General features: G+C 61.3%; 20 protein-coding genes and 2 pseudogenes. 21 read left to right on the forward strand and 1 reads right to left on the reverse strand.

Annotated elements, in window-relative coordinates:
* The first annotated feature begins 70 nt into the window (after nt 1-70).
* From DDD63_RS05970 to metK, 20 genes and pseudogenes are all read left to right on the forward strand, one after another.
* Nucleotides 71-625 (forward strand): prepilin peptidase, encoded by a 555-nt coding sequence (locus DDD63_RS05970; RefSeq protein ID WP_164505470.1) that lies wholly within the window; start codon nt 71-73, stop codon nt 623-625.
* Nucleotides 626-688: 63 nt separating this feature from the next.
* Nucleotides 689-1,900 carry a chorismate synthase gene (gene aroC, locus DDD63_RS05975; protein ID WP_108715600.1) on the forward strand — a complete coding sequence of 404 codons (1,212 nt, stop codon included), beginning with the start codon at nt 689-691 and terminating at the stop codon, nt 1,898-1,900.
* Nucleotides 1,897-2,688 (forward strand): shikimate kinase, encoded by a 792-nt coding sequence (locus DDD63_RS12850; protein WP_240611188.1) that lies wholly within the window; start codon nt 1,897-1,899, stop codon nt 2,686-2,688. Before aroC ends, DDD63_RS12850 begins: the two co-directional genes overlap by 4 nt.
* Nucleotides 2,598-3,473: a 3-dehydroquinate synthase gene (gene aroB, locus DDD63_RS05985; RefSeq protein ID WP_240611472.1), complete on the forward strand. Its 876-nt coding sequence runs from the start codon at nt 2,598-2,600 to the stop codon at nt 3,471-3,473. Before DDD63_RS12850 ends, aroB begins: the two co-directional genes overlap by 91 nt.
* An 18-nt stretch (nt 3,474-3,491) precedes the next feature.
* Nucleotides 3,492-4,055, forward strand: a complete 564-nt coding sequence (locus DDD63_RS05990; RefSeq protein ID WP_108715602.1) for a shikimate kinase — start codon at nt 3,492-3,494, stop codon at nt 4,053-4,055.
* 135 nt (nt 4,056-4,190) lie between these two features.
* Nucleotides 4,191-4,562, forward strand: a complete 372-nt coding sequence (locus DDD63_RS05995) for a hypothetical protein (RefSeq protein ID WP_108715603.1) — start codon at nt 4,191-4,193, stop codon at nt 4,560-4,562.
* A 135-nt stretch (nt 4,563-4,697) separates the two neighbouring features.
* A complete protein-coding gene (locus tag DDD63_RS06000; protein WP_164505471.1) occupies nt 4,698-5,477 on the forward strand; it encodes an alpha/beta hydrolase in 780 nt (259 codons plus the stop codon).
* Between the two features lie 681 nt (nt 5,478-6,158).
* A complete protein-coding gene (efp, locus tag DDD63_RS06005) occupies nt 6,159-6,722 on the forward strand; it encodes an elongation factor P (RefSeq protein WP_108715605.1) in 564 nt (187 codons plus the stop codon).
* A complete protein-coding gene (locus DDD63_RS06010) occupies nt 6,722-7,327 on the forward strand; it encodes a transcription antitermination factor NusB (RefSeq protein ID WP_108715606.1) in 606 nt (201 codons plus the stop codon). Before efp ends, DDD63_RS06010 begins: the two co-directional genes overlap by 1 nt.
* A gap of 104 nt (nt 7,328-7,431) precedes the next feature.
* Nucleotides 7,432-7,977: a bifunctional pyr operon transcriptional regulator/uracil phosphoribosyltransferase PyrR gene (gene pyrR, locus DDD63_RS06015; RefSeq protein ID WP_108715607.1), complete on the forward strand. Its 546-nt coding sequence runs from the start codon at nt 7,432-7,434 to the stop codon at nt 7,975-7,977.
* Nucleotide 7,978: 1 nt separating this feature from the next.
* Complete coding sequence (locus DDD63_RS06020; RefSeq protein WP_108715608.1) at nt 7,979-8,953, forward strand: aspartate carbamoyltransferase catalytic subunit; 975 nt, start codon at nt 7,979-7,981, stop codon at nt 8,951-8,953.
* Entirely contained in the window at nt 8,950-10,275 is a 1,326-nt protein-coding gene (locus tag DDD63_RS06025; protein WP_108715609.1) for a dihydroorotase, read from the forward strand. Before DDD63_RS06020 ends, DDD63_RS06025 begins: the two co-directional genes overlap by 4 nt.
* Nucleotides 10,272-11,497, forward strand: a pseudogene (carA, locus tag DDD63_RS06030) (glutamine-hydrolyzing carbamoyl-phosphate synthase small subunit). The gene DDD63_RS06025 and the pseudogene carA overlap by 4 nt, the downstream one beginning before the upstream one ends.
* Entirely contained in the window at nt 11,497-14,805 is a 3,309-nt protein-coding gene (carB, locus tag DDD63_RS06035; RefSeq protein WP_108715610.1) for a carbamoyl-phosphate synthase large subunit, read from the forward strand. The pseudogene carA and the gene carB overlap by 1 nt, the downstream one beginning before the upstream one ends.
* On the forward strand, nt 14,802-15,662 hold the full coding sequence (gene pyrF / locus DDD63_RS06040) for an orotidine-5'-phosphate decarboxylase (RefSeq protein WP_240611189.1): 861 nt from the start codon (nt 14,802-14,804) through the stop codon (nt 15,660-15,662). Before carB ends, pyrF begins: the two co-directional genes overlap by 4 nt.
* Before the next feature lie 269 nt (nt 15,663-15,931).
* Nucleotides 15,932-16,243 carry an integration host factor, actinobacterial type gene (gene mihF, locus DDD63_RS06045; protein WP_108715611.1) on the forward strand — a complete coding sequence of 104 codons (312 nt, stop codon included), beginning with the start codon at nt 15,932-15,934 and terminating at the stop codon, nt 16,241-16,243.
* Nucleotides 16,244-16,295: 52 nt separating this feature from the next.
* A pseudogene (gene gmk / locus DDD63_RS06050) lies at nt 16,296-16,879 on the forward strand (guanylate kinase).
* Between the two features lie 32 nt (nt 16,880-16,911).
* Nucleotides 16,912-17,181, forward strand: a complete 270-nt coding sequence (rpoZ, locus tag DDD63_RS06055; RefSeq protein WP_108715612.1) for a DNA-directed RNA polymerase subunit omega — start codon at nt 16,912-16,914, stop codon at nt 17,179-17,181.
* Nucleotides 17,182-17,218: 37 nt separating this feature from the next.
* Complete coding sequence (gene coaBC, locus DDD63_RS06060) at nt 17,219-18,421, forward strand: bifunctional phosphopantothenoylcysteine decarboxylase/phosphopantothenate--cysteine ligase CoaBC (protein ID WP_240611190.1); 1,203 nt, start codon at nt 17,219-17,221, stop codon at nt 18,419-18,421.
* Nucleotides 18,422-18,471: 50 nt separating this feature from the next.
* Nucleotides 18,472-19,662 (forward strand): methionine adenosyltransferase, encoded by a 1,191-nt coding sequence (gene metK / locus DDD63_RS06065; protein WP_108715613.1) that lies wholly within the window; start codon nt 18,472-18,474, stop codon nt 19,660-19,662.
* 220 nt (nt 19,663-19,882) lie between these two features.
* Here metK and DDD63_RS12855 read toward each other — a convergent pair whose 3' ends face one another.
* Nucleotides 19,883-20,083 (reverse strand): hypothetical protein, encoded by a 201-nt coding sequence (locus DDD63_RS12855; RefSeq protein WP_108715614.1) that lies wholly within the window; start codon nt 20,081-20,083, stop codon nt 19,883-19,885.
* A 779-nt stretch (nt 20,084-20,862) separates the two neighbouring features.
* Here DDD63_RS12855 and DDD63_RS06080 point away from each other — a divergent pair.
* Nucleotides 20,863-22,161 carry a hypothetical protein gene (locus DDD63_RS06080; protein ID WP_108715616.1) on the forward strand — a complete coding sequence of 433 codons (1,299 nt, stop codon included), beginning with the start codon at nt 20,863-20,865 and terminating at the stop codon, nt 22,159-22,161.
* Nucleotides 22,162-22,190: the final 29 nt, after the last annotated feature.

A 22,190-nucleotide genomic window follows, 5' to 3' on the forward strand; every position in this document is an offset into this window, starting at 1 on the left:
GGCACCGGACGCGGCTCCGGTACTAACTGCGCCGCCTCCCTTTTGGTCAACAGCGCGGATTCTGCGCGGCGTGCTCAGTACACGCACGGCGGTGATGCTGTGCGTCGTCCTGTTTGGCATGCAGGTAGCGATTCTCGTCATGGCCAATACCCTCAGCTTTTCGGCGCTGCTGAGCGCGGCCGTGATCTGCCCGCTCGTCCTTGCGGCAATGATCGACGGCGTGGTTCATCTGCTGCCCGATCCGCTTGTTTTCTCTGCGGGCTACCTGGCGTTCGTAGCGCTGCTGTGCGGCACCGCGGAGCACTGGTTCGGTGCGATTACCACCGCGGTGATCAGTCTTGTTATTGGTGCAGTGATGAACCGCTGTACCTCGCTAGGGCGTGGGGATGTCAAACTCATCGCCGTCTTGGCGTTGTGGCTCCGATCACCGCTGCAGCTGGTGAGTGCTTTGGGCCTGGCAGTCCTTGGCGCCGGCCTCTTTGCCGTCGCGCTGCTCATCGCACAACGGGCCACACGGACCACCTCCCTCGCCCTTGGGCCGTGGCTTGTTGGCGCTGCCGCAGGGTTGTGGTTTTTCGCAGGGCCGCCCGATTTCCTGGCCCTGCTTGAGCCGTGGTCTCATTAGTCGAGGGCTGTCCATCTTATGGCTGTGTTTTGAAAGCGTGCCTGGCGATGAAACAATCAGGTCATGTTTCGGTGGAGCACAGCCGGTGAATCGCACGGTCGGTCCCTTGTAGCACTTGTTGAGGGAGTTCCGGCCGGACTCGAGTTGACCAGTGCCGATATCGCGAATGCTTTGGAACGGCGGCGGCGCGGCTACGGTCGTGGCGCTCGGCAGAAGTTCGAGCAGGACGCACTGACTGTTCTCTCTGGTATCCGGCATGGGCGAACCATTGGATCGCCGATCGCCCTGGAGATCGGCAACTCCGAGTGGCCGAAGTGGGAAACGGTGATGTCTCCGGACCCGGTCGATCCGGCTGCGCTGACCGTGGACGCCGGTACGGGGGATGAGCGAGAGATAGCCCGTAACAGGCCGCTGACCCGGCCCCGACCGGGCCACGCCGATCTGGTGGGTATGAACAAATACGGATTTACCGAGGCACGCCCCGTGCTGGAACGTGCCTCCGCCCGGGAGACCGCCGCACGAGTTGCCGCCGGTGCGGTTGCCGCGGCTCTCTGCGGGCAGGTTGCAGGTATCACAATCCTCTCGCATGTTCTTTCTCTGGGTTCCGCAGCCGACACCAGCGGTGTCTTACCTGGGCCTTCCGATTCTCAGCGCTTGGACGAGTCTCCAGTGCGATGTTTGGATCCTGCCGTGCAGCAGGCAATGACCGCCGAGGTCGATGCAGCCAAGAAGGCGGGCGAAACCCTGGGCGGTACCGTGCAGGTCGTGATATATGGACTTCCGCAAGGCTTGGGCAGTTACACCACGCCGTTTGCCCGGCTCGATGCGCGCTTGGCAGGAGCGATGATGTCCATCCAATCCGTCAAGGGAGTTGCCATCGGTGACGGCTTCGAGTCAGCACGTCGACTCGGCAGCCAAGCCCATGACGAGATCGTGCGCGAGGATGGGCACGTCCGACGTCTCACCAACCGGGCGGGAGGCATAGAAGGCGGAATGTCCAACGGCGAGCCGATCCGCGTCAGTGTTGCTTTCAAACCGATCTCAACGGTTCCACGCGCGCTGCGCACAATAGATACGCTTACCGGAGAGCCGACGACCGCTATTCATCAACGTTCGGATACCACGGCCGTGGTACCCGGCGCCGTCGTCGCCGAAGCGATGGCGGCTCTTGTCATTGCCGAATCGCTGTGCGAGAAGTTCGGCGGCGATTCGGTGGAGCAAATGCGCGGCGCATTGGCCGCCTACATCGATTCGATCCCGGAGGTTCGAAAATGAGTGTGAAAGCCGTGTTCATCGGTATGCCCGGCGCTGGGAAGACTACCGTGGGCGGCCTCGTGGCGCAGGCTCTCGGCTGCGAGTTCAAGGATTCGGACGATCTCATCGAGGAGACCGCGGGCCGTACCATTCCGGAGATCTTTGCCGCAGATGGCGAAAAGGGATTCCGCGCCATCGAGGCGCGGGTTATCCAGGAGGCCCTCGTTGGATACGACGGTGTACTGTCACTGGGCGGGGGAGCCGTGCTAACCGCCTCCACCCGAGAGGCGCTGAGAGGGCATCCGGTGTTCCTACTGAATGCTGACAATGACGAGCTCGTCCGGCGGCTGACAAGTTCCAGCATCATTCGCCCACTTGTGCGCGATGATCCCGAAGGCCGGGTGGCCACGCTGCGCCGTGAACGCGAAGACCTTTACCGCGCCAGCGCTCGTTATACGGTGGAGTCCGACGGACGGCCGGCCCGCCGAGTCGCGCGCAAAGTCCTGTCGATCATCGATCAGCTTGAGCAGCTGGTTGTCGAGGTTGAGGATGAGCCCACCGGCTACGACGTCGTCGTCGGCACCGGACTGGGCCGCGATCTGCGCGTCGCCTGCCAGGGCGCGGGATCGATCTTCGTCTGTTATGCCCGGAGGTGGCGAAGCGCAAGGACGAGGTCATGGAAATTCTCGGACATGACCACGAGGTCATCAGTTTCGCGCTGCCTTCGGGTGAGGAAGCGAAGTCTTACGAGTCCGTTATCCGTCTTTGGAACGCCTTCGGTGAAGCCAAGCTGGGCCGCGACGGCCTGATTGTCGCAATCGGAGGGGGAGCCACGACCGACTCGGTCGGCTTCGCAGCCTCCACGTGGTTGCGGGGAGTGCCGCTTGTCTTGGTTCCGACGACGCTGCTCGGCATGGTCGATACTGCCATCGGATCGAAGACGGGTGTGAATACGCCCTCGGGTACGAATCTGGTGGGATCCTTCTACACGCCGATCGAAGTTCTGTGCGATCTCGGGCATCTCGAAGGACTGCCTGAGCGCGAGTTGCGTTCCGGCCTCGCGGAGATCATCAAATACGGCTTCATTGCCGACCGGAGGGTTCTGGATATCGTTGAATCGGCGGGCAGCGACATCCTCGACTATCGCAAGCAGCCGCTCCGTGATGCTATCGAACGTTCGATTCGCGTCAAGGCCGAGATCGTTTCCTCCGATCCGCACGAAGAGGGTCGCCGTGAGGTATTGAACTACGGGCATACGCTTGGCCACGCCATTGAGGCATGCGATCCAGAGGATATTCGACACGGCGAGGCCGTCTCCATTGGCTGCGTGTTCGCCGCCGCGCTGGCTGAGTCTGCCGGAATGGCACCACAAGGATGGACGCAGGAACATCGGCGGGTCTTTGCTGCCAACGGGCTGCCGGTGGCATACCCGCAGGGTGATCGCGCCGCATTGGAAGAAGCCATGACCTTGGACAAGAAGGTCCGAGATCACCAGCAACGTTTTGTTGTGCTGGCCGACTACGGACGTCCGCAGGTTCTTTCTCAACCGGCTCCCGAGCATATTGACGCGGCTTTCGCGGCAATCGGTCTGTAGGGAGATCGGCCCGCAGCAATGAGTCTTATTCTCATTGGACCTCCCGGCGCATGGGCGCCGGAAGTCGCGGAGGAACTGTCGCAGCGATGGCAAGTGCCGAGCGCGGATACGGATGCGGCGATCTGTGCACTGGCGGGTCGCGGCGTAGCAGACATAGCGGTGCGGGAGACCGGTGCAGCCTTGCGCGAGCTGGAGCGTAACGTCGCACTTGCGTTGCTTGATGATCTGGGCGGTGCTACGGAGGAACGCATTCTTGCTCTCGGTTCGGGGTGCCTCGGCAACGCTGCCTCCGACGGCGACTTCGCGCCCGTGCGGGAAAAGCTCTCTGTTTTGCGCACGGAGGGTCATTCCGTGGTTTATTTGAGCGGCGATGCACCCACATTGCTGCGGCGGCTTCGCCTGGACGGCCCGCATCCGGCATCCGTGTTCGCGCCACGGCGTGTCTTCTTCACACAATTGGCTGCCCGGCGGGAGATCTATCGCGCCTGTGCCGACGCCGAGATTTCGACCGACGACGTGGAGGTCAAGGACGTGGCCGACGCCGTGGAGCGCTACTACCGCCAGCACTCTGAGCGGCAGTAGTACCCAGCCAGGCAGTTCTGGGCGAACTGCCACTTGTGTCGGCAACCAGGATGGGCTAGATTAATGGCTTTAGCGTATCCGGGCGTGTGAGTTGACACTGCTGCGCATTCACACGCCGCCGGGAAAGAAGCGAAGGTGCCAACCCTGGAGGAAATGCTTGTCTGGCGGAGTGGACCGGTAGCGACGGCTTCCAGCGCCTTGCGGCATGTTGCCAAGACCTATGCGGAGTCCGCCGAAGGGCTGGATGCTTTTGTGAACGGCGAGGATTTCAACGGATATGCCGCGCAAGCCGAGGAGTGTAGTCGGCGCGCGTTAGCCGATGATCTCATGGACATGAGCCGTGCGTTGGATAACGCGGGCTGGGATTTACATGCGATTGCTGAAGCTATTGAAGCACTACGACCCGCCGTCGCAGAAACGATTGCCTTCGTTGAAAAGGTCAAAGAACAGGGTCTACTCAATGAATCTGAGTTTGAGGCGGCGGTGGGCCCCAGATTGAAGGTCTGACCGCACAGGGTGATGCGCCTATTGCCACCCTCAAGCAGGTGTACGACGATATCGGTGTATTACGAGAAAGCTCAAGGCAACCGAGGCAAGAGATTCTGACGCATGGTATCTCGGTGCCGAAGGCTTCCTTGGAACGTGGAAGAGGTCAATGACTGGTGGACCTCGCTTTCACCCGCACAACAGCAAGATATTATTTCAAACCGTCCAGATTGGATCGGGAATCTGGACGGCATCCCCGTCAATGATCGGGGTGCAGCCAACCTCAATCGCTTGAACTCTGAGATTACCGCCGTGGATGAGGAGATTGCTGAGAAGCAGACTGAATTCGAAGGGCAAGGTGGACCGTTGGACGACCCGGTGTATGTGAAGCGAGCACAGCAGGAATTGCATCGTTTGGAGCGCAAGCGTGAAGAGTTGGAGCAGTTGCGCGAAACATTCAAGAATGACAGTGGTCGGCACACGCTTGTATTACTTGACGCTACATCTGGTGATCATCTACAGGCTGCGGTTGCCATTGGCGAGGAAGACTTTGCGGATCATTCCGTCGCCTTGTCGGACCAGGCGGAAGCTGGTGGCGAGCGGTTGGCAGGCTTCCTCGACTCGCTGTGGAGTACTCACTATGGGGATCCCCATCTGGTGGCCTCGGGGCATTCCTATGGCTCAAGCGTCACCGGCTATGCCTTGCAAGAGACCGCGGCACCGGACGAGTTCAATGCGCTCGGTTCACCGGGCGTTTCCACCAATCACCTCGGGCCGCTCCACATCATTCCCGGCAAGTTCAATGTCGCCTCCACCCCCGGCGACGGAGTTGCAGTAATAGCACGTTTTGGCGGGCAACCTCCGGTAAGCGAAGGTCACCGTATCGGTACAGGCGGATGGATCAGTCCCGAGGGCATCGACTACTCGCCGTCCTAAGGACGCTCCCAGTACTTCGATGCCGGTCGCACCTCAACTTATGACCAGGGAAGCATCCTGATTGGCAACGGCGTCGCTTCTGGGGGTGCCCTTATGTGGTTTGTCAAGCGGCAGCGTCCTCAACCTCGCTGACCATCTCCTGACGCGAGTGGCGGGGTGTCTCGGAAGATTGTGAGATATGGAGCAGGGCACCAGCGCGTCCCGCCGCTCGACATTCTGCCACTCAGCGGTGTCAATCAGGTGAGCGAATCAGGCGCCGATTGTGGAATGGGTGCGGTGAACGACCTGTGGATGCTCGGCTCGGCGTTCTAGCTCTCGGAGGAAACATGGTCGGACGATACACAGGTGGTGCCGGAGGAACTTCGTGCCACTGGGCGCGGACTCCACCACGGTGAGGAAGAGACCCGGGCACACTCCAACCGGACTCCGTAGGAGGAGGACGAGTGGAAAACACGAAGGTCGATCCAAGTAAACTGCGCTACCGCCTGGCGGAGAACTGGCGGCAAATGAGAGAGTTACCGTTTTGCGTTGCCGCGAAGCAAGCACGGCCCTCACCTCCCTCCAGCCTGGTACGGAAGTAGCGCGTGTCATACGGCCATGGCAAGGCACTGGCGGGACCTTCGGGGTATCCTGTGATGTGGCCGCGCCCGCTGGGCGCATTACAGCGAGGAGGAAAGTCGCGTGGCGACCACGAATGACCTGAAGAACGGCATGGTGCTTAACATTGACGGACAGCTGTGGAGTGTCGTCGAGTTCCAGCATGTCAAGCCGGGTAAGGGCCCGGCTTTCGTACGTACTAAGCTGAAGAACGTCTTGTCCGGGAAGACCGTTGACCGCACCCTCAACGCGGGGGTCAAGGTCGAAACGGCTACCGTGGACCGTCGCGACATGCAGTATCTTTACAACGACGGCACGGACTTCATCTTCATGGACCTTGAAACCTACGAACAGATTCCGGTGTCCCCAGAAATCGTTGGTGATGCCGCACATTTCCTTCTGGAGAACCAGCAGGCAATTGTTGCCTCCCACGAAGGACAGACACTTTTCGTCGAACTTCCGGCATCGGTAGTGCTAGAAATTACCTACACCGAGCCTGGATTGCAGGGAGACCGCTCGTCGGCCGGAACAAAGCCCGCCACGGTTGAGACAGGCTACGAAATCCAGGTTCCCCTCTTCCTCAATCAGGGTGACAAGGTGAAGGTTGATACCCGCACCGGCGATTACATCTCTCGCGTGACGGACTGATGGCAAAACGGCGGCGGACCGCACGCACCACTCAACGTCATCGTGCCCTCGATGTCATATTTGAGGCTGACGAGAAGGACCTGCTGGAAGAGGAACAACTTCTTCATCTCCTGACCGAGCGTAGGAGTGTTTCCACCGCGCAGACGCCAATCGGCGATTTTGGCGCACAGATTGTGGAGGCGTACGCCAGTCATGCAGACAATATCGATACCATAATCGAAGCGGCGAGCGAGGACTGGGCAATGGCACGTATGAACGTCGTTGATCGCACGATTCTGCGTGCCGGAAGCGCGGAGTTGATGTTCATGGGTACCCCACGCGCCCTCGTCGTCACCGAATGGTCTGCCCTGGCGCGAGAGCTCTCAACGGACCGCTCCGTCGGCTTCGTCATGGGCGTGCTCAACCGGGTCGCCGATATCCGGGCACGAGAACTCGGGCAGGACGATGCCGGAGCTGGCGAGGCGGCTACTCTTGATTCGCGCAGTGGGAAGCAGGATGACTCTGCGGAAGATGCAGTAGCGGACGCGGATGCGTCCGAAGGCATTGGCGGCTCCGCTGCCGCGTCTGCCGAGGCTACAGAGGGCCTTGGCGAGAATATGGACTAGCGGGCCTGATTGCCCGCCATAACTGAATACTAGAACCGGGGTCTGTCTACTGGCTGGCCCGCGTCCTTTAATCACCGTCCCGTGAGGCGGGGAAGGAGAACTCAATGGTTCCGGCACGCACCCACGCGGTGCTTGACGCTGATGATATTTCGCGGTCGCTGCGGCGTATCGCCCATGAAATCCTGGAACGCAACCGCGGCGTCGATAATGTGGTCCTTTTGGGCATTTTGACTCGTGGAGTGCCCCTGGCAAGACGTCTGCACGATATTCTGGCCGATACCGCCGCGCAGGCCGATATTCCCGTCGGTGCACTGGACATCACCATGTACCGCGACGATCTTGCCGCGCAGCCAACTCGCGCACCTCATCCCACCAGCATTCCCGCCAGCGGCATTGATGATAAAACCGTGGTTCTCGTCGACGACGTGCTGTATTCGGGCCGCACAATCCGCGCGGCACTCGAAGCACTTTCCGATCTGGGGCGACCGCGGGCCGTCCAGTTGGCGGTTCTGGTTGATCGTGGTCATCGCGAGCTGCCGATCCGCGCCGACTACGTCGGCAAGAACTTGCCAACCTCCCACGATGAGCGCGTCCGAGTTTCGTTGGTGGAGATCGACGGCAACGACGGCGTCCGGATTGAGGAGAACTGACATGCGGCATCTGCTCTCCACACGCGATCTTTCGCGCGACGACGTACTCCTGCTCCTCGACACCGCGGAGGCGATGGCGGCGACTCAGGCGCGGACTATCAAGAAACTACCGGTGCTACGGGGACGGACGGTCGCCACACTCTTCTTCGAGGACTCAACGCGTACCCGGCTCTCCTTTGAGACAGCCGCGAAACGCCTCTCAATGGATGTCATCTCCTTCTCGGCACGCGGATCGTCGCTCTCCAAGGGCGAATCGCTGAAGGATACCGCTCAGACCATCGTGGCCATGGGTGCGGAGGCGCTTATTGTGAGGCACTCGGCCTCCGGTGCCCCGCAACGTCTTGCCGATACCGACTGGGTGGATGTACCGATTCTCAACGCGGGAGACGGAACACACCAGCATCCCACACAGGCGCTTCTCGATGCTTTTACCTTGCGCCGCCATCTGCATCGGCACGATGATCTGCCCGCACCGGACGGCTCGGGACTCGACGGCGCGCATGTGGCAATCGTCGGGGATATTCTGCATTCTCGAGTGGCCCGCTCCAACGTCGAGCTCATGACCACCCTCGGTGCCCGGGTCACGCTCGTCGCTCCACCCACCCTGCTACCCGTCGGCATGGACGACTGGACCTGCGATGTGGTACTGAGCCTGGATGAGGCTATCACCGCACATCCCGACGCCGTCATGATGCTGCGCGTGCAGCGTGAACGGATGAGTCACGCCGGTGGGGGATTCTTTCCCTCGCCTTTCGAATATCACCGAACTTTTGGCCTGAACTCGCAGCGGCTGGCAGCATTGGGCCCTGACGCCGTCGTCATGCACCCGGGGCCCATGAACCGAGGGCTGGAAATTACGGCAGAAGCTGCGGATTCCGCCCGGTCGGTTGTCACCGAGCAGGTGGCCAACGGAATCTCCGTGCGCATGGCCGCCCTCTACCTTCTTCTGGCGCACGGTGAGGAGATTGCAGCATGAGCCGGTACTTGATCCGAGGCGCCCGCCTCCTGGGCAAGGAAGTCGTTGACATTCTCACGGGTGACGACACGATTGAAGCCGTCGGTGCCGACCTCCCGGTACCAGCAGATGCGATTATTGTCCATGCCGCTGGTCTCATCGCGCTACCCGGTCTGGTGGACCCGCATACGCATTTGCGTGAGCCCGGCCGCGAAGACTCCGAAACCGTACTCACCGGTTCACAGGCGGCCGCCGCCGGCGGCTACACCTGCGTCAACGCAATGGCTAATACGATGCCGGTGCAGGACACCGCCGGTGTCGTCGAACAGGTTCTACGTTTAGGGCGCGAGGCGGGCTACGTTGACGTGCGACCCGTCGGTGCAGTGTCCGCCGGGCTAGCCGGTGAGCATCTCGCCGAACTCGGTGCCATGGCCGAGTCTGCGGCAGCCGTACGCTATTTCTCCGACGACGGCGCCTGTGTAGCAGATCCGGTTCTGATGCGTCGTGCCCTCGAGTACGCCAAGTCTTTCGGCGGTGTTATTGCACAGCACGCCCAAGATCCGCGCCTGACCGAAGGCGCGCAAATGCATGAGGGAGAGATCTCCGCCCAACTCGGTCTGGCCGGTTGGCCCGCCGTCGCTGAGGAATCCATCGTGGCGCGTGATTGCCTCCTCGCACAGCATGTGGGTAGCCGCGTACACATTCTCCACCTGTCTACCAAAGGATCGGTTGATCTCGTCCGCTGGGCCAAATCGGAGGGTATGCCTGTGACGGCCGAGGCCACCCCGCATCATCTGGCCCTTGACCACCGCGAAGCGTGCTCCTACGACCCTCGCTTCAAGGTGAATCCGCCGCTGCGCACGCCGGCCGATATCGAGGCACTACGACGCGGCATTGTCGATGGAACAATCGATGTGATCGGTACGGACCATGCCCCGCATCCCGCCGAGGATAAGGATTGCGAATGGAGCGCCGGCGCGCACGGCATGATCGGATTGGAGACCGCTCTGTCCGTCGTCCAGCAGACCCTCGTAGACACTGGGCTGATCACGTGGTCGGATGTCGCGCGTCTCATGAGCTACACTCCGGCGCAACTGTGCCAGAATCCGGCGCAGGGCAGGCCGATTGCCGTCGGCGAGCCAGCTAACCTCTGCCTGCACGATCCTCGCGCCACTCGCATGATTCGCGCCAATGCGCAGCATTCAAAATCGGCGAACACTCCTTGGGAAGGCCGTGAGCTGCCCGGGCGGATCATGTATACCTTCTATCGGGGCGTCCCAACCGTCTGGGACGGTCAACTACGTGGCCGCGAGGAAATCGCAGCAGAAAGGGAGGCGTGGTGACCACGCAACGCGAGTCGGCCGTCATCGTCCTGGAGGACGGAAGTACATACATCGGTCACGCCTACGCTGCACGCGGACGGACACTGGGAGAGATTGTGTTCTCTACCGGCATGACCGGGTACCAGGAGACATTCACCGACCCTTCCTATCACCGCCAGATCATCGTCATGACGGCGCCGCATATTGGCAACACCGGCATTAACGCCGAGGATCCGGAATCCGCACGTTTCTGGGCCGCCGGAGTCGTATTGCGCGATCCAGCCCGGCGCGCCTCGAATTGGCGTTCCACCGGCGAGTTGGAGGATGCGCTTGCTGCTGCCGGCGTGGTAGGCATCGCCGACGTCGACACGCGCGCCATTACACGCCATCTACGTGAAAAAGGTGTGATGCGCGCCGGGATCTTCTCCGGGGCGGCATTGCCGGATGGGGCTGTTGAAAGGAAAGAGGCAGCCCTCGAGGTGCTGACCGGTATTGTTCGGCAAAGTCCCGAAATGACCGGTGCGGACTTGGCCAGCGAAGTCACCACCCCCGACGCCTATGTTGTGGAACCGGAGGGGAGGAGCGGGCAACCGTTGTTGCCGTCGATATGGGGATAAAGGCCCGTACCCCCGCACAACTCGCCGCGCGCGGTGCGCGTGTCATCGTCGTTCCCATGACGGTGAGCCTCGCGCAGATCGAGGCGTACAGGCCCGACGGCGTGTTCTTCTCCAACGGTCCCGGGGATCCGCAGGCTGCCGACCAACAGGTCGAATTGCTCCGCGAGGTGCTCGACGCTGGTTACCCCTTCTTCGGCATCTGCTTCGGAAACCAGTTGCTAGGGCGGGCACTCGGCTACGGCACCTACAAACTCGAGTACGGGCACCGCGGAGTCAATCAGCCGGTCTTGGACCGTTCTACCGGCCGGGTGGAAATCACGGCACACAACCACGGGTTCGCCGTCGATGCACCGGTGGAAGACCCCTCGCTCTCGCCCTTCGCCGGAGGCAAGTACGGGCGGGTCGAAGTCTCGCATGTCGGCCTGAATGACCAGGTGGTTGAAGGCCTACGCTGCCTTGATATTCCCGCGTTCTCGGTGCAGTACCATCCAGAAGCCGCCGCCGGACCGCATGACGCGTCCTACCTGTTCGACGCCTTTCTCGACCTGATGGTCGCACAACGCGGCAAGACGGAAGATCCCGGAGAAGACGAAACGAAGGCAACGCAAGACAAGGAGAACAACTGATGCCGCGGCGCCTTGATATCACCTCCGTTCTCGTGATCGGCTCCGGTCCGATTGTGATCGGTCAAGCCTGCGAGTTCGACTACTCCGGTACACAGGCCTGCCGGGTGTTGAAGGAGGAGGGGTTGCGCGTCATCCTCGTCAACTCCAATCCGGCCACGATTATGACCGATCCGGAGATGGCGGATGCCACCTATATCGAGCCGATCACCCCGGAGATCGTGGAGAAGGTGATCGCCAAGGAACGGCCAGATGCGTTGCTGCCGACCCTGGGCGGCCAGACGGCTCTGAACACCGCGATGGATTTGGTGCAGCGAGGAGTACTGGACCGCTACGGAGTGGAACTCATCGGCGCGCATGCCGATGCAATCACCAAGGGTGAAGACCGCGATAAATTCAAGGCGGTTGTCGAACGTTGCGGAGCACAGTCCGCCCGCTCGGTGATCTGTCATTCGCTGGATGAATGCCATGACGCGGCATCCGAACTGGGCTACCCGCTTGTTGTGCGTCCCTCCTTCACGATGGGCGGCTTGGGTTCCGGTCTCGCATACGATCAGCAGGACCTCGACCGAATAGCCGGCCAAGGGCTCCATTACTCCGCGACCACAGAAGTACTGCTGGAGGAGTCGATTATCGGCTGGAAGGAGTACGAGCTGGAGATCATGCGCGACCAGGCGGACAACGTCGTCGTCGTGTGCTCCATTGAGAATGTTGATCCGGTGGGTGTGCATACGGGGGACTCGGTCACCGTAGCTCCGGCGCTGACACTTACGGATCGCGAATACCAGCGCCTGCGTGACATTGGTATCGCAATCATCCGCGAAGTCGGCGTCGACACCGGTGGGTGCAACATCCAGTTCGCCGTCGAACCGGAGACCGGCCGGGTGATTGTTATCGAAATGAACCCCCGCGTATCGCGTTCTTCCGCCCTTGCTTCAAAGGCAACAGGGTTCCCCATCGCAAAGATCGCCGCTCGGCTGGCAATCGGATACACGCTGGATGAGATTCCCAACGACATTACCGAGTCCACGCCGGCGTCCTTTGAACCGACCCTCGATTACGTCGTGGTGAAAGTGCCGCGTTTCGCCTTCGAGAAGTTCCCCGATGCCGACCCCACGCTGACAACCACCATGAAGTCGGTGGGCGAAGCGATGGCCCTTGGGCGGAACTTCACCGAAGCCCTACAAAAGGCCATGCGCTCCATCGATAAGAAGGGCACTGTCTTCCATTGGGATGGCACTCCTGCCACTGGCGAAGTTCTCGCGCGGCTTATTCGCGACTGTGCTACACCGACCGAGGACCGGTTGATCCAGGTCCAACAGGCACTACGCGCCGGTGCGAGCATTGACGAGCTATATGCGGCAACCGGTATCGACCCCTGGTTCTTGGACCAGATCAGCCTCATTAACGAGGTGGCAGAGCTTGTAGCCGTTGAGGAGTCCCTCCGTCCTGCCACGCTGCGAGAGGCGAAGAGGCATGGTTTCTCTGATGCGCAAATCGGCAGGATTCGCGGCATTTCCGAGGAGGCGGCGCGGCAGATTCGCTGGGCGTACGGCCTCCACCCGGTGTATAAGACGGTGGACACCTGCGCGGCTGAATTCGCTGCGCGTACGCCGTACCATTACTCCAGCTACGACGAGGAGACGGAGGTCAGCCCGCGGCAGCGCCCGGCAATCATCATTCTCGGTTCCGGGCCCAATCGTATTGGCCAGGGCATTGAGTTTGACTACTCCTGCGTCCACGCCACGCAGACGTTGGCTTCCGAGTACGAGACCATCATGGTCAACTGCAATCCGGAGACGGTTTCAACAGATTACGATATCTCCAACCGCTTGTATTTCGAACCGCTGACGCTGGAAGATGTCCTAGAAGTCTATAAGGCCGAATGCGCGGCAGGTCCGGTGTACGGCATGATCGTTCAATTGGGCGGCCAGACGCCTCTCTCGCTCGCTGCCGCACTGGAGGCCGCCGGAGTCCCGATTATCGGTACTTCGCCCGGTGCCATTGACGCGGCGGAGGATCGTGCGCTTTTCGGCGGTGTGCTCGCCCAGGCAGGTCTGCGCGCGCCTGACTACGGCACGGCCACGAACGACGATCAGACGCTGGAGATTGCGAAGCGTATCGGCTATCCGGTTCTTGTGCGGCCGTCGTACGTGCTTGGCGGACGTGGCATGGAAGTCGTCTACTCGGAAGAACAGCTGCGAAACTACCTGGACCGGCACGAAACTGCGCGAACTGACGCCTCACGTGTCAACGCACCGCTGCTTGTGGACCGCTTCCTCGACGCCGCCACCGAAATCGATGTAGATGCGCTATTTGACGGTGAGGAGCTATTCCTCGGCGGGGTCATGGAGCATATCGAGGAATGTGGTATCCACTCCGGCGATTCCGCCTGTGTGCTACCTGCAGTCACACTCTCGCAACACATTATCGACCGTATCCGTAAGGCATCCGAAGCTATTGCACGCGGCGTGGGCGTGCGCGGGCTGTTGAATATTCAGTTTGGGTTGATGAATGACATCCTCTATGTCATTGAGGCCAATCCACGCGCCTCCCGCACCGTTCCCTTTGTTTCAAAGGCCACAGGTGTACCTCTGGCACGTGCGGCGGCGTGGGTGATGGCGGGGAGATCGATCACTGAGCTCCGGCGGCTCGGATTGCTGCCGGAACACGATGCCAGTGTCATGGACGTTGATTCCAGTGTGGCTGTAAAAGAGGTGGTTCTTCCCTTCAAGCGTTTTACTACCCGCGATGGCCGCGTCGTCGATACGGTTCTCGGCCCGGAAATGCGTTCTACCGGCGAGGTGATGGGGTACGCCGATACCTTCCCAACTGCCTTTGCGAAGTCGCAGGAGGGAGCCTACGGCGGCCTACCGGATTCGGGTACGGTGTTCATCTCCGTCGCTGACCATGACAAGGGCTCCATCATCTTCCCCGTACTGCAAATGGTAGACCTCGGTTTCCAGGTTGTGGCCACCACCGGAACCGCCGCCGTGCTACGCCGCTACGGCGTGCCGGCCGCCGTGGTGCGAAAACAGTCAGAGGGGCGCGGCCCCGATGGTAGTCCGACAATCGTCGATCTCATCACCTCCGGTGACATCGATATGGTGGTCAACACCCCGAACACGCCTGGGGCGCGGCGTGATGGGTATTCCATCCGCGCTGCCACGACGGCGGCGGATAAGCCGATTATCACGACGGTGCAGGAGTTTGCCGCGGCAGTGCAGGGAATTGCCGCCCGCCGGAAGAGGAGTTTCGCCGTGAAATCCCTGCAGAACTACGATCAGGAACGCGAGGAGCGCCTGGTATGACGGCTGATCACCGTGCGGAAATGGCGGACTTCGGCGTGCGCCTCGGTCAACGTATGCGCGAACGAGGTCCGCTGTGCGTGGGCATCGATCCGCACGCCAGTCTCTTGGAACGATGGGATTTGCCTGACACTCCGGTCGGCCTGCGCGAATTCTCTTTACGCACCATCGATGCGCTCGGTGATTACGTTGCCGCGTTTAAGCCGCAGTCGGCGTTCTACGAACGACACGGGGCACAGGGAGTTGCGGTTCTGGAGGAGGTACTACAGGCTGCGCGGGCCGTCGGCGTACCGACGATTCTCGACGTTAAACGCGGCGATATCGGTTCCACCATGGACGCCTACGCGGACGCCTACCTCGAAGGGTCATTACGTGCCGATGCCCTCACTGTGTCTCCCTATTTGGGACCGGCTTCATTGAAGAAGACGGCGTATCGAGCCGCATCACGCGGGAGGGGACTCTTTGTACTCGCGCTGACTTCAAATCCCGAAGGAGCCATCGTTCAGCACGCCGGCGATGGTCGCGAATCGGTGGCGAGAACCGTCGTCGACATGGTGGCTCGGTGGGATCGGGAGCTGTGTCCGGCCGGAATCGGACCGGTCGGAATCGTCATTGGCGCAACCATCGCCGACGCGGCGCGTCAGCTCCGTATCGAGCTCGCCGACTTTCCCGGCTTGATTCTCGCTCCCGGTGTCGGCGCGCAGGGCGCCGGTGGGAGCGAACTACGTGCGGTCTTCGGCGCATCCAATCCACGTGTTCTGGCATCGGCATCACGCTCGGTGCTCGCAGGAGGACCGGATGCCAACGGGCTACGAGAAGCGTTCATGGATGTGTTAACGGATATCGAGGTTGTGGACTGACCGCGAGGTACAGACACATTCTCTTCGGCTGGTTACGTTATCGTAACCAGTTCTTTGCAACTATGTTCACAATTGGATGCACATTATTTCTGACGTATCTTTCAGGTTTTTTCGCGCTCACCAAGTCGCACCGCGATGACCTGCGAAGATATTCGCGACGGCGTTGGCTTTTTTCCTAACGCGCAGAAACACGCGAAAACGCGCAAAAAGTGGGTTATAAAGGCCTTACCGCAGGTGCTTCTGCGGGGTAGGACATCAAGGAGACCGAGATGGCACTTCCCAAGCTTACTGATGAGCAGCGCGCAGCTGCTCTCGAACAGGCGACTGCCGCACGCCAGCGCCGCGCCGAGGTTAAGCGTAATGTTAAAGCGGGTAAGATGACGATTCCGGAAGTTATAGAACTCTCCGCCTCGGAGCCTGTGTTAGGCAAGATTCGGGTTTCGGCCCTTATCGCTTCTTTGCCGGGTGTTGGTACCGCGAAGGCGAAACAGGTCATGGACGAACTGAGCATTTCTGAGTCCCGGCGCATCGCTGGACTCGGACGTCATCAACGGGAGGCTCTTATCAAGCGGTTCAGTTGACCGAACCATGCATGAATTCCGCGGCGTCCCGCGATCATGGCACTATTGAGGCATGGGTGCTTCAGATGGCGGCGCTTCGACCGCGGTGATTCCGTATGTGGTGGCGGGCCCTTCCGGGGTGGGCAAGGGCACGGTTATTCGCGATCTCCTTGCGAGGGCGCCGCAGTGTTGGCTTTCGGTCTCCGCGACAACTAGACAGCCTCGGCCCGGAGAACGGGAAGGCATTGACTATCACTTCGTTTCCGACGCGGAGTTCGACCGTCTCATCGACTCCGGCGAAATGCTGGAATGGGCTATCGTCCACGGCCGGAATCGTTACGGCACGCCGCGGCAGCCTGTGGTTGACATGCTCGCGCGGGCCGGATCCCTATTCTAGAAGTTGACCTGGATGGAGCACGGCAGATCCGGCGTTCGTGGCCAGATGTCGAACAGATCTTTATCGACGCCCCGTCGTGGGAAGAACTGGTCCGCCGCCTCAAGGGTCGTGGTACCGAAGATGCGTCGGAGCAAGAGCGCCGCCTGGAGACCGCACGTGTTGAACGTGCGGCTCGCGACGAATTCGATCACATCGTCATCAACGATTCCGTGTCGGGTGCCACGGACCAGCTACTTCGCATCATGGGGCTGGGGCAGTAGAATCTATAGCTGCATACGAGGAGAGGAATAACATGTTCGGTACCGTTCCCGAGCCCGAGGGCATCACGAACCCGCCCATTGACGAGTTGCTTGAAAAGGTCGACTCGAAGTATGCGCTGGCTGTGTATGCCGCGCAGCGGGCGCGTCAAATCAATTCCTACCGCCAGGAGATGACACGCGGGGATGGCAACATCAGTCATTTCGGACCACTCGTTGAAGCAGGCCCGGAGGATAAACCACTGTCGGTCGCTCTGCGAGAGATTGTCGCCGAGAAGATCGAGTGGGGAACTGAGTCCGAGTGAGCGAATCTCGGGCCGCCCGGGGGACGGCCCGCATCATGTGGTCGTCGGCGTTACGGCGGGTATTGCTGCCTATAAGAGTTGTACGCTGGTCAGGCTGCTGAAGAAGGCGGGTCTCGACGTCACGGTAGTTCCGACCCCGGCCTCGCTCGATATGGTCGGTCGAACTACATGGGAGGCAGTCAGCGGCAGGGACGTTCACACCTTGGTCACTGAGAACGCGGCGGGCGTGGAGCATGTCGGTCTCGCCCGGAGTGCAGATCTGGTGGTCGTGGCGCCCGCAACCGCGAATACAATCGCCAAGGTCCGCGCCGGAGTGGCGGATAACCTCTTAACGGCGACCTTACTGACGGCGACGTGCCCGATTCTGCTCGTGCCAGCCATGCATAGCGAAATGTGGCTGAATCCCGCTACACAAGACAATGTGGCAACATTGCGCCACCGCGGTATTGAAGTCGTCGCGCCCGCCGTCGGACAGCTGACCGGTCCCGACTCCGGACCCGGGCGTATGCCGGAGCCGGAGGAGATCGCGCAGCTCGTCCAGGCACGACTCGCCGGTGCTCCACGCGACCTCACCGGCCTGAAGATAGCAATTAGCGCCGGCGGAACGCATGAAGCCATTGATCCGGTTCGCTTCATCGGCAATCGGTCCACCGGTATCTTCGGCGCGGAGATAGCAGCTGCGGCGACCCAGCGAGGTGCCGATGTGACCCTAGTGGCCGCGAATGTCACCTCGGACGTGCTGGCCCGTGTGCCCGGCGCCCGCATCGTTCCTGTTGTATCAGCGGCGCAGCTTGGAGAGTCGATGCATGCAGCCGCACGTGACGCCGACATCCTCATAATGGCTGCTGCCGTGGCCGATTACAGGCCAGAGCATGCGGCGGAAGCAAAGATCAAGAAGACTGAAGCGGGGCTTACCCTCACTTTGGTCGAAAACTCCGATATCCTCGCCGAACTCGCCCACCACCGGCACAGGGAACGGCAGACGATTGTTGGGTTCGCCGCCGAAACAGGGGATGGCGAACACGACGTGCTGCAATACGGACGTGACAAGGCGCGCCGCAAAGGCGCGGATCTCATGGTCATCAACGAGGTCGGTACTGATCGCGGCTTCGGTCCGGTTAATACCGCGGTGACGATTGTCGACCGGGACGGCAATATCCTCGGTACCGCTTCAGGAACCAAATCGGCGATGGCTCGCCACTTGCTCGATGCCATCGTCACCTGGCGCGAACGCCCCTAAGCGTCCACTTCACGGCGCACACCCACGATCACCGCTACAAGGAGAATTACATGCCCATGCCTTTCACCTCGGAATCCGTTACCGAAGGACATCCGGACAAGGTGTGCGACAGAATTTCCGACGCCATTCTTGATGCCATGCTGGCAGACGATGCACAGTCCCGTGTAGCTGTGGAAACGATGGCCACGACCGGACTAATTCACGTGGCAGGAGAAGTCACCACAGAATCCTATGTGGAGATTCCTGCTCTGGTACGTGAAACCATCCGGAAGATTGGCTACACATCATCCGACGTGGGCTTTGATGGCAGCTCTTGCGGTGTCACTCTGTCAATCGGCCAGCAGTCACCAGATATCGCCGATGGCGTGGATACGTCGTTGGAGAAGCGTGAGAACGGTGTCGGACTGGATCGCTTTGACGGCCAGGGGGCCGGTGACCAGGGCCTTATGTTCGGCTACGCCTGCCGTGAAACACGCACCTTGATGCCAGCACCCATACAATTGGCGCATCGACTGGCCGAACGCCTCACCCACGTCCGCAAGGATGGTGTCGTGCCAGGGTTGCGACCGGACGGCAAGACGCAGGTAACCGTCGAGTACGACGGCGACCAGCCTGTCGCGCTGACCACGGTAGTCATCTCCACTCAGCATGCTCCGGAGATCGAACACGGATGGCTCGAAGGCACACTGCGCACCCACGTGCTGGAGCCGGTGCTGGAAGACGAGAATCTTCACCTGGACACCTCGGGCCTACGCCTCCTGGTCAATCCATCGGGAAGGTTCGTGATCGGCGGGCCGATGGGCGACGCCGGGTTGACCGGTCGAAAGATCATCGTCGATACATACGGCGGTATGGCGCGGCACGGCGGCGGCGCCTTCTCCGGGAAAGACCCGTCGAAAGTGGATCGCTCGGCTGCCTATGCTGCTCGGTGGGTGGCGAAGAATGTGGTGGCGGCGGGGCTCGCTTCACGTTGTGAATTGCAGGTGGCTTACGCGATTGGACGCGCTCGGCCGGTTTCGGTACGCGTCGAGACCTTCGGCACGGAAACGGAATCTGTGGATCGGATCGAAAACGCGATCCATAAGGTATTCGATCTGCGTCCGGCCGCCATTATCGAGCAACTCGATCTGAAGCGGCCTATTTACCAAGAGACGGCAGCGTACGGTCATTTCGGCCGCGAGCTTCCGGATTTCACCTGGGAGAGGACGGATCGGATAGAGGATCTGCTGCGCGCGTTGTAGGCGCACGCCAAAGCGTCGTCGGATAGGCACACGCCACCCGAACCAACAGGCGGCGTTGCGGCAAGGCACATGCCAGTTCTTCTTCGGAGCAGAAGAACAATTCGCACCGGTCACACCAGCGTGCTCAAGGCAGTGCGCGAGTCGGCGCCGTGTAGACCTGAAACGTGACGGAGCCCCGTGGTGAAATAGCACTATGGAAAGGAATCCACAGCACGGTGTGTCAGCCGAATCGGTCGGCGGCCAGGCGCGCCTTGATTCCTTGCAGGCATTGGCGGGGCTGACCGAACTCCCCGGGCTCGGCACCGTGCCAGCGGCGCAGGAACAGGGCACGTTGCTGCCTATCCCCGTCACGCAACGCGAGATCGCCGGGCCGGTGCCCGATCCCGTCGCCCACGTCCACCTTGAGTTGCAACAACCCCATCTTGACCGTGTCTTCGACTACCTGATCCCGGAGCAGTTCGCCGATACGGCACGGGTAGGAGTCCGGGTCACCGTGGATATCGCCGGGCGGCAGGCCTCCGGTTTTATCGTTGCACGTGATTCAGTCACGACGACGGCGAGCCGGCTACGCCCGTTGCGGCGCGTGGTGTCAGCGGTGCCCGTATTATGCCCGGAAGTGTACGAGGTTGCCCAACAGGTTGCGATGTCGCACGCTGCACCAACCGCGGACGTCCTTCGTCTGGCCGTGCCACAGCGTCATGCGCGGTCCGAACGCGCTTACCTCCAGGAGCACGGGCCGATAATGCGGGATGCGCTGCAGGTGATGCACGCTCGGCAATCAGAAGAGCAGGCTCCGAGCGGCGAGGCATCCGAGGAGGATGCTCTTCATGCACATGATGCGGAACGGGTCGCTCGCGGCGCGCCTACAAACTCCGCGTGGAGTTCCTATCGCGGTGGTAATGCGTTTCTCAGCCATCTGCGGCACGGTGCACCACACGCGGTGTGCTGCGCGCTTCCCGGGCGAGCAGGGGGAACGGAAGCACTGGCCACCGCAATTGGTGAAGTTCGACGCGGGGGCCGCGGGGTCCTGCTCATCGCACCAACTACGCGGCATGCCGAGCGCCTGGCCGTTACCTTGCGGCACCTTTTACAAGAAGACGTAGCTCTTGTGTCGGGGAGGACGCCTCGCAGCAGCGCTATGGCACCTTCCTGCGGATTCTTGGTGGACAGGCCCGCATTGTTATCGGCACACGCGCGGCCGTGTGGGCACCGGTCCTTAATCTCGGTATGTGCGTCGTCGTTGACGACGCGGCAGAGCCTCTGCGCGAGATCAGATCGCCGTACTACCACGTCCGGAGTGTGCTCACCGCCCGCGCGCAGGCCGCACAGGCAGCATTGCTTGTGTTCTCACCCTACGTCAGTGAGGAATCGGCCGCTCTGGTCGACTCCGGGCAGGCGGTGGCCCTGGAAGGAACCCCACAGGCCATTCGCTCCTGTCTGCCGCGTGTCAGCGCTGCGGAGCAGTGGGAACGGGAGCGAACACCATGGTCGCGCATCCCGGACGCTGTCTTCAGCCTAGTTCGAGAAGCGTTGACACGGGGCCCCGTACTCATGGTGGTCCCGCGTGCGGGCTACGTGCCCATCGTTGCGTGCACCGTCTGCCATGCGCATGCGGATTGCCCGCAGTGTTCGGGCCCCTTGTCCATCGCACAGGCACAGGAGGCGCCACGCTGCTCCCGATGCGGCTGGAAGGCGCAGGCATGGCGTTGTCCCCGCTGCGGCAGCGCCCAGCTGCGTGCGGTACGCATTGGCTCCCATCGCACCGCGGAAGAGATCGGACGGGCATTTCCCGGCACCGGAATTGTGCTTTCTGGCGCTCATGCACCAGACGGAATCATCGCTTCGGTGAATGAACGCCCACGTCTCGTTGTTGCCACGCCGGGTGCGGAGCCAGAGGCACCGGGAGGATTTGCTGCCGCCGTCGTGCTTGATTCCCGTTTCCTCCAAGGCCGGGGGCTCGACGCGCAGACGCAATTTCTGCGTCATATGGCGCGTGTCATCATCCGTGTGCGGTCGGCTCGCCAAGGAGGGCATGTGATTCTGGCCGGAGGTGCAGACCCGGCGATCACTCGCGTACTCGCCGAATGGCAACACCGGCTGCGCGCTGGCGATGCCTTACGAGAACGCGAGACGTTGCGGCTACCCCCTGCCAGCCGCTGGTTCGGGATTTCCGGAGCGCCACGGGATGTACGGAAGTTCCTCGCCTCAGCACAGGTGACGCTTTGGCGGGAGGAAGGCAACGCACCAGCCACGGCTGCGGTATCGGGCGAGGAGATTCCGGTTGACGCGTTGCTTGTCGGCGGCGTGCACCGCCTCGCCGGGGGCGTTGAACTGCTGGGACCGGTCCCGGCACGCCGGATGGGAGAAGTGACGGTCTACTTGCGTCAGTCCCGTACCCGCGCCGATCTACTTGCAGCGAACGTGCGACGCAGCTATCGCGAATACACGGCGTCCTCCCTGGGAGCCCCATTGCGTATTGAGGCCGATCCTCCTTTGTAGCCTGCGCTGCGCACGTGCCGTATAGCCGG

It is taken from the genome of Actinobaculum sp. 313 (assembly GCF_003073475.1).
GTDB lineage: Bacteria > Actinomycetota > Actinomycetes > Actinomycetales > Actinomycetaceae > Asp313.

What these genes read in the sequence shown, in the direction of transcription:
- aroC (WP_108715600.1), top strand. Translation starts at nt 689, where the DNA reads ATGTTTCGGTGGAGCACAGCCGGTGAATCGCACGGTCGGTCCCTTGTA.
- DDD63_RS12850 (WP_240611188.1), top strand. Translation starts at nt 1,897, where the DNA reads ATGAGTGTGAAAGCCGTGTTCATCGGTATGCCCGGCGCTGGGAAGACT.
- DDD63_RS05990 (WP_108715602.1), top strand. Translation starts at nt 3,492, where the DNA reads ATGAGTCTTATTCTCATTGGACCTCCCGGCGCATGGGCGCCGGAAGTC.
- DDD63_RS06010 (WP_108715606.1), top strand. Translation starts at nt 6,722, where the DNA reads ATGGCAAAACGGCGGCGGACCGCACGCACCACTCAACGTCATCGTGCC.
- pyrR (WP_108715607.1), top strand. Translation starts at nt 7,432, where the DNA reads ATGGTTCCGGCACGCACCCACGCGGTGCTTGACGCTGATGATATTTCG.
- DDD63_RS06020 (WP_108715608.1), top strand. Translation starts at nt 7,979, where the DNA reads ATGCGGCATCTGCTCTCCACACGCGATCTTTCGCGCGACGACGTACTC.
- DDD63_RS06025 (WP_108715609.1), top strand. Translation starts at nt 8,950, where the DNA reads ATGAGCCGGTACTTGATCCGAGGCGCCCGCCTCCTGGGCAAGGAAGTC.
- carB (WP_108715610.1), top strand. Translation starts at nt 11,497, where the DNA reads ATGCCGCGGCGCCTTGATATCACCTCCGTTCTCGTGATCGGCTCCGGT.
- pyrF (WP_240611189.1), top strand. Translation starts at nt 14,802, where the DNA reads ATGACGGCTGATCACCGTGCGGAAATGGCGGACTTCGGCGTGCGCCTC.
- mihF (WP_108715611.1), top strand. Translation starts at nt 15,932, where the DNA reads ATGGCACTTCCCAAGCTTACTGATGAGCAGCGCGCAGCTGCTCTCGAA.
- rpoZ (WP_108715612.1), top strand. Translation starts at nt 16,912, where the DNA reads ATGTTCGGTACCGTTCCCGAGCCCGAGGGCATCACGAACCCGCCCATT.
- metK (WP_108715613.1), top strand. Translation starts at nt 18,472, where the DNA reads ATGCCCATGCCTTTCACCTCGGAATCCGTTACCGAAGGACATCCGGAC.
- DDD63_RS12855 (WP_108715614.1), bottom strand. Translation starts at nt 20,083, where the DNA reads ATGGGGTTGTTGCAACTCAAGGTGGACGTGGGCGACGGGATCGGGCAC.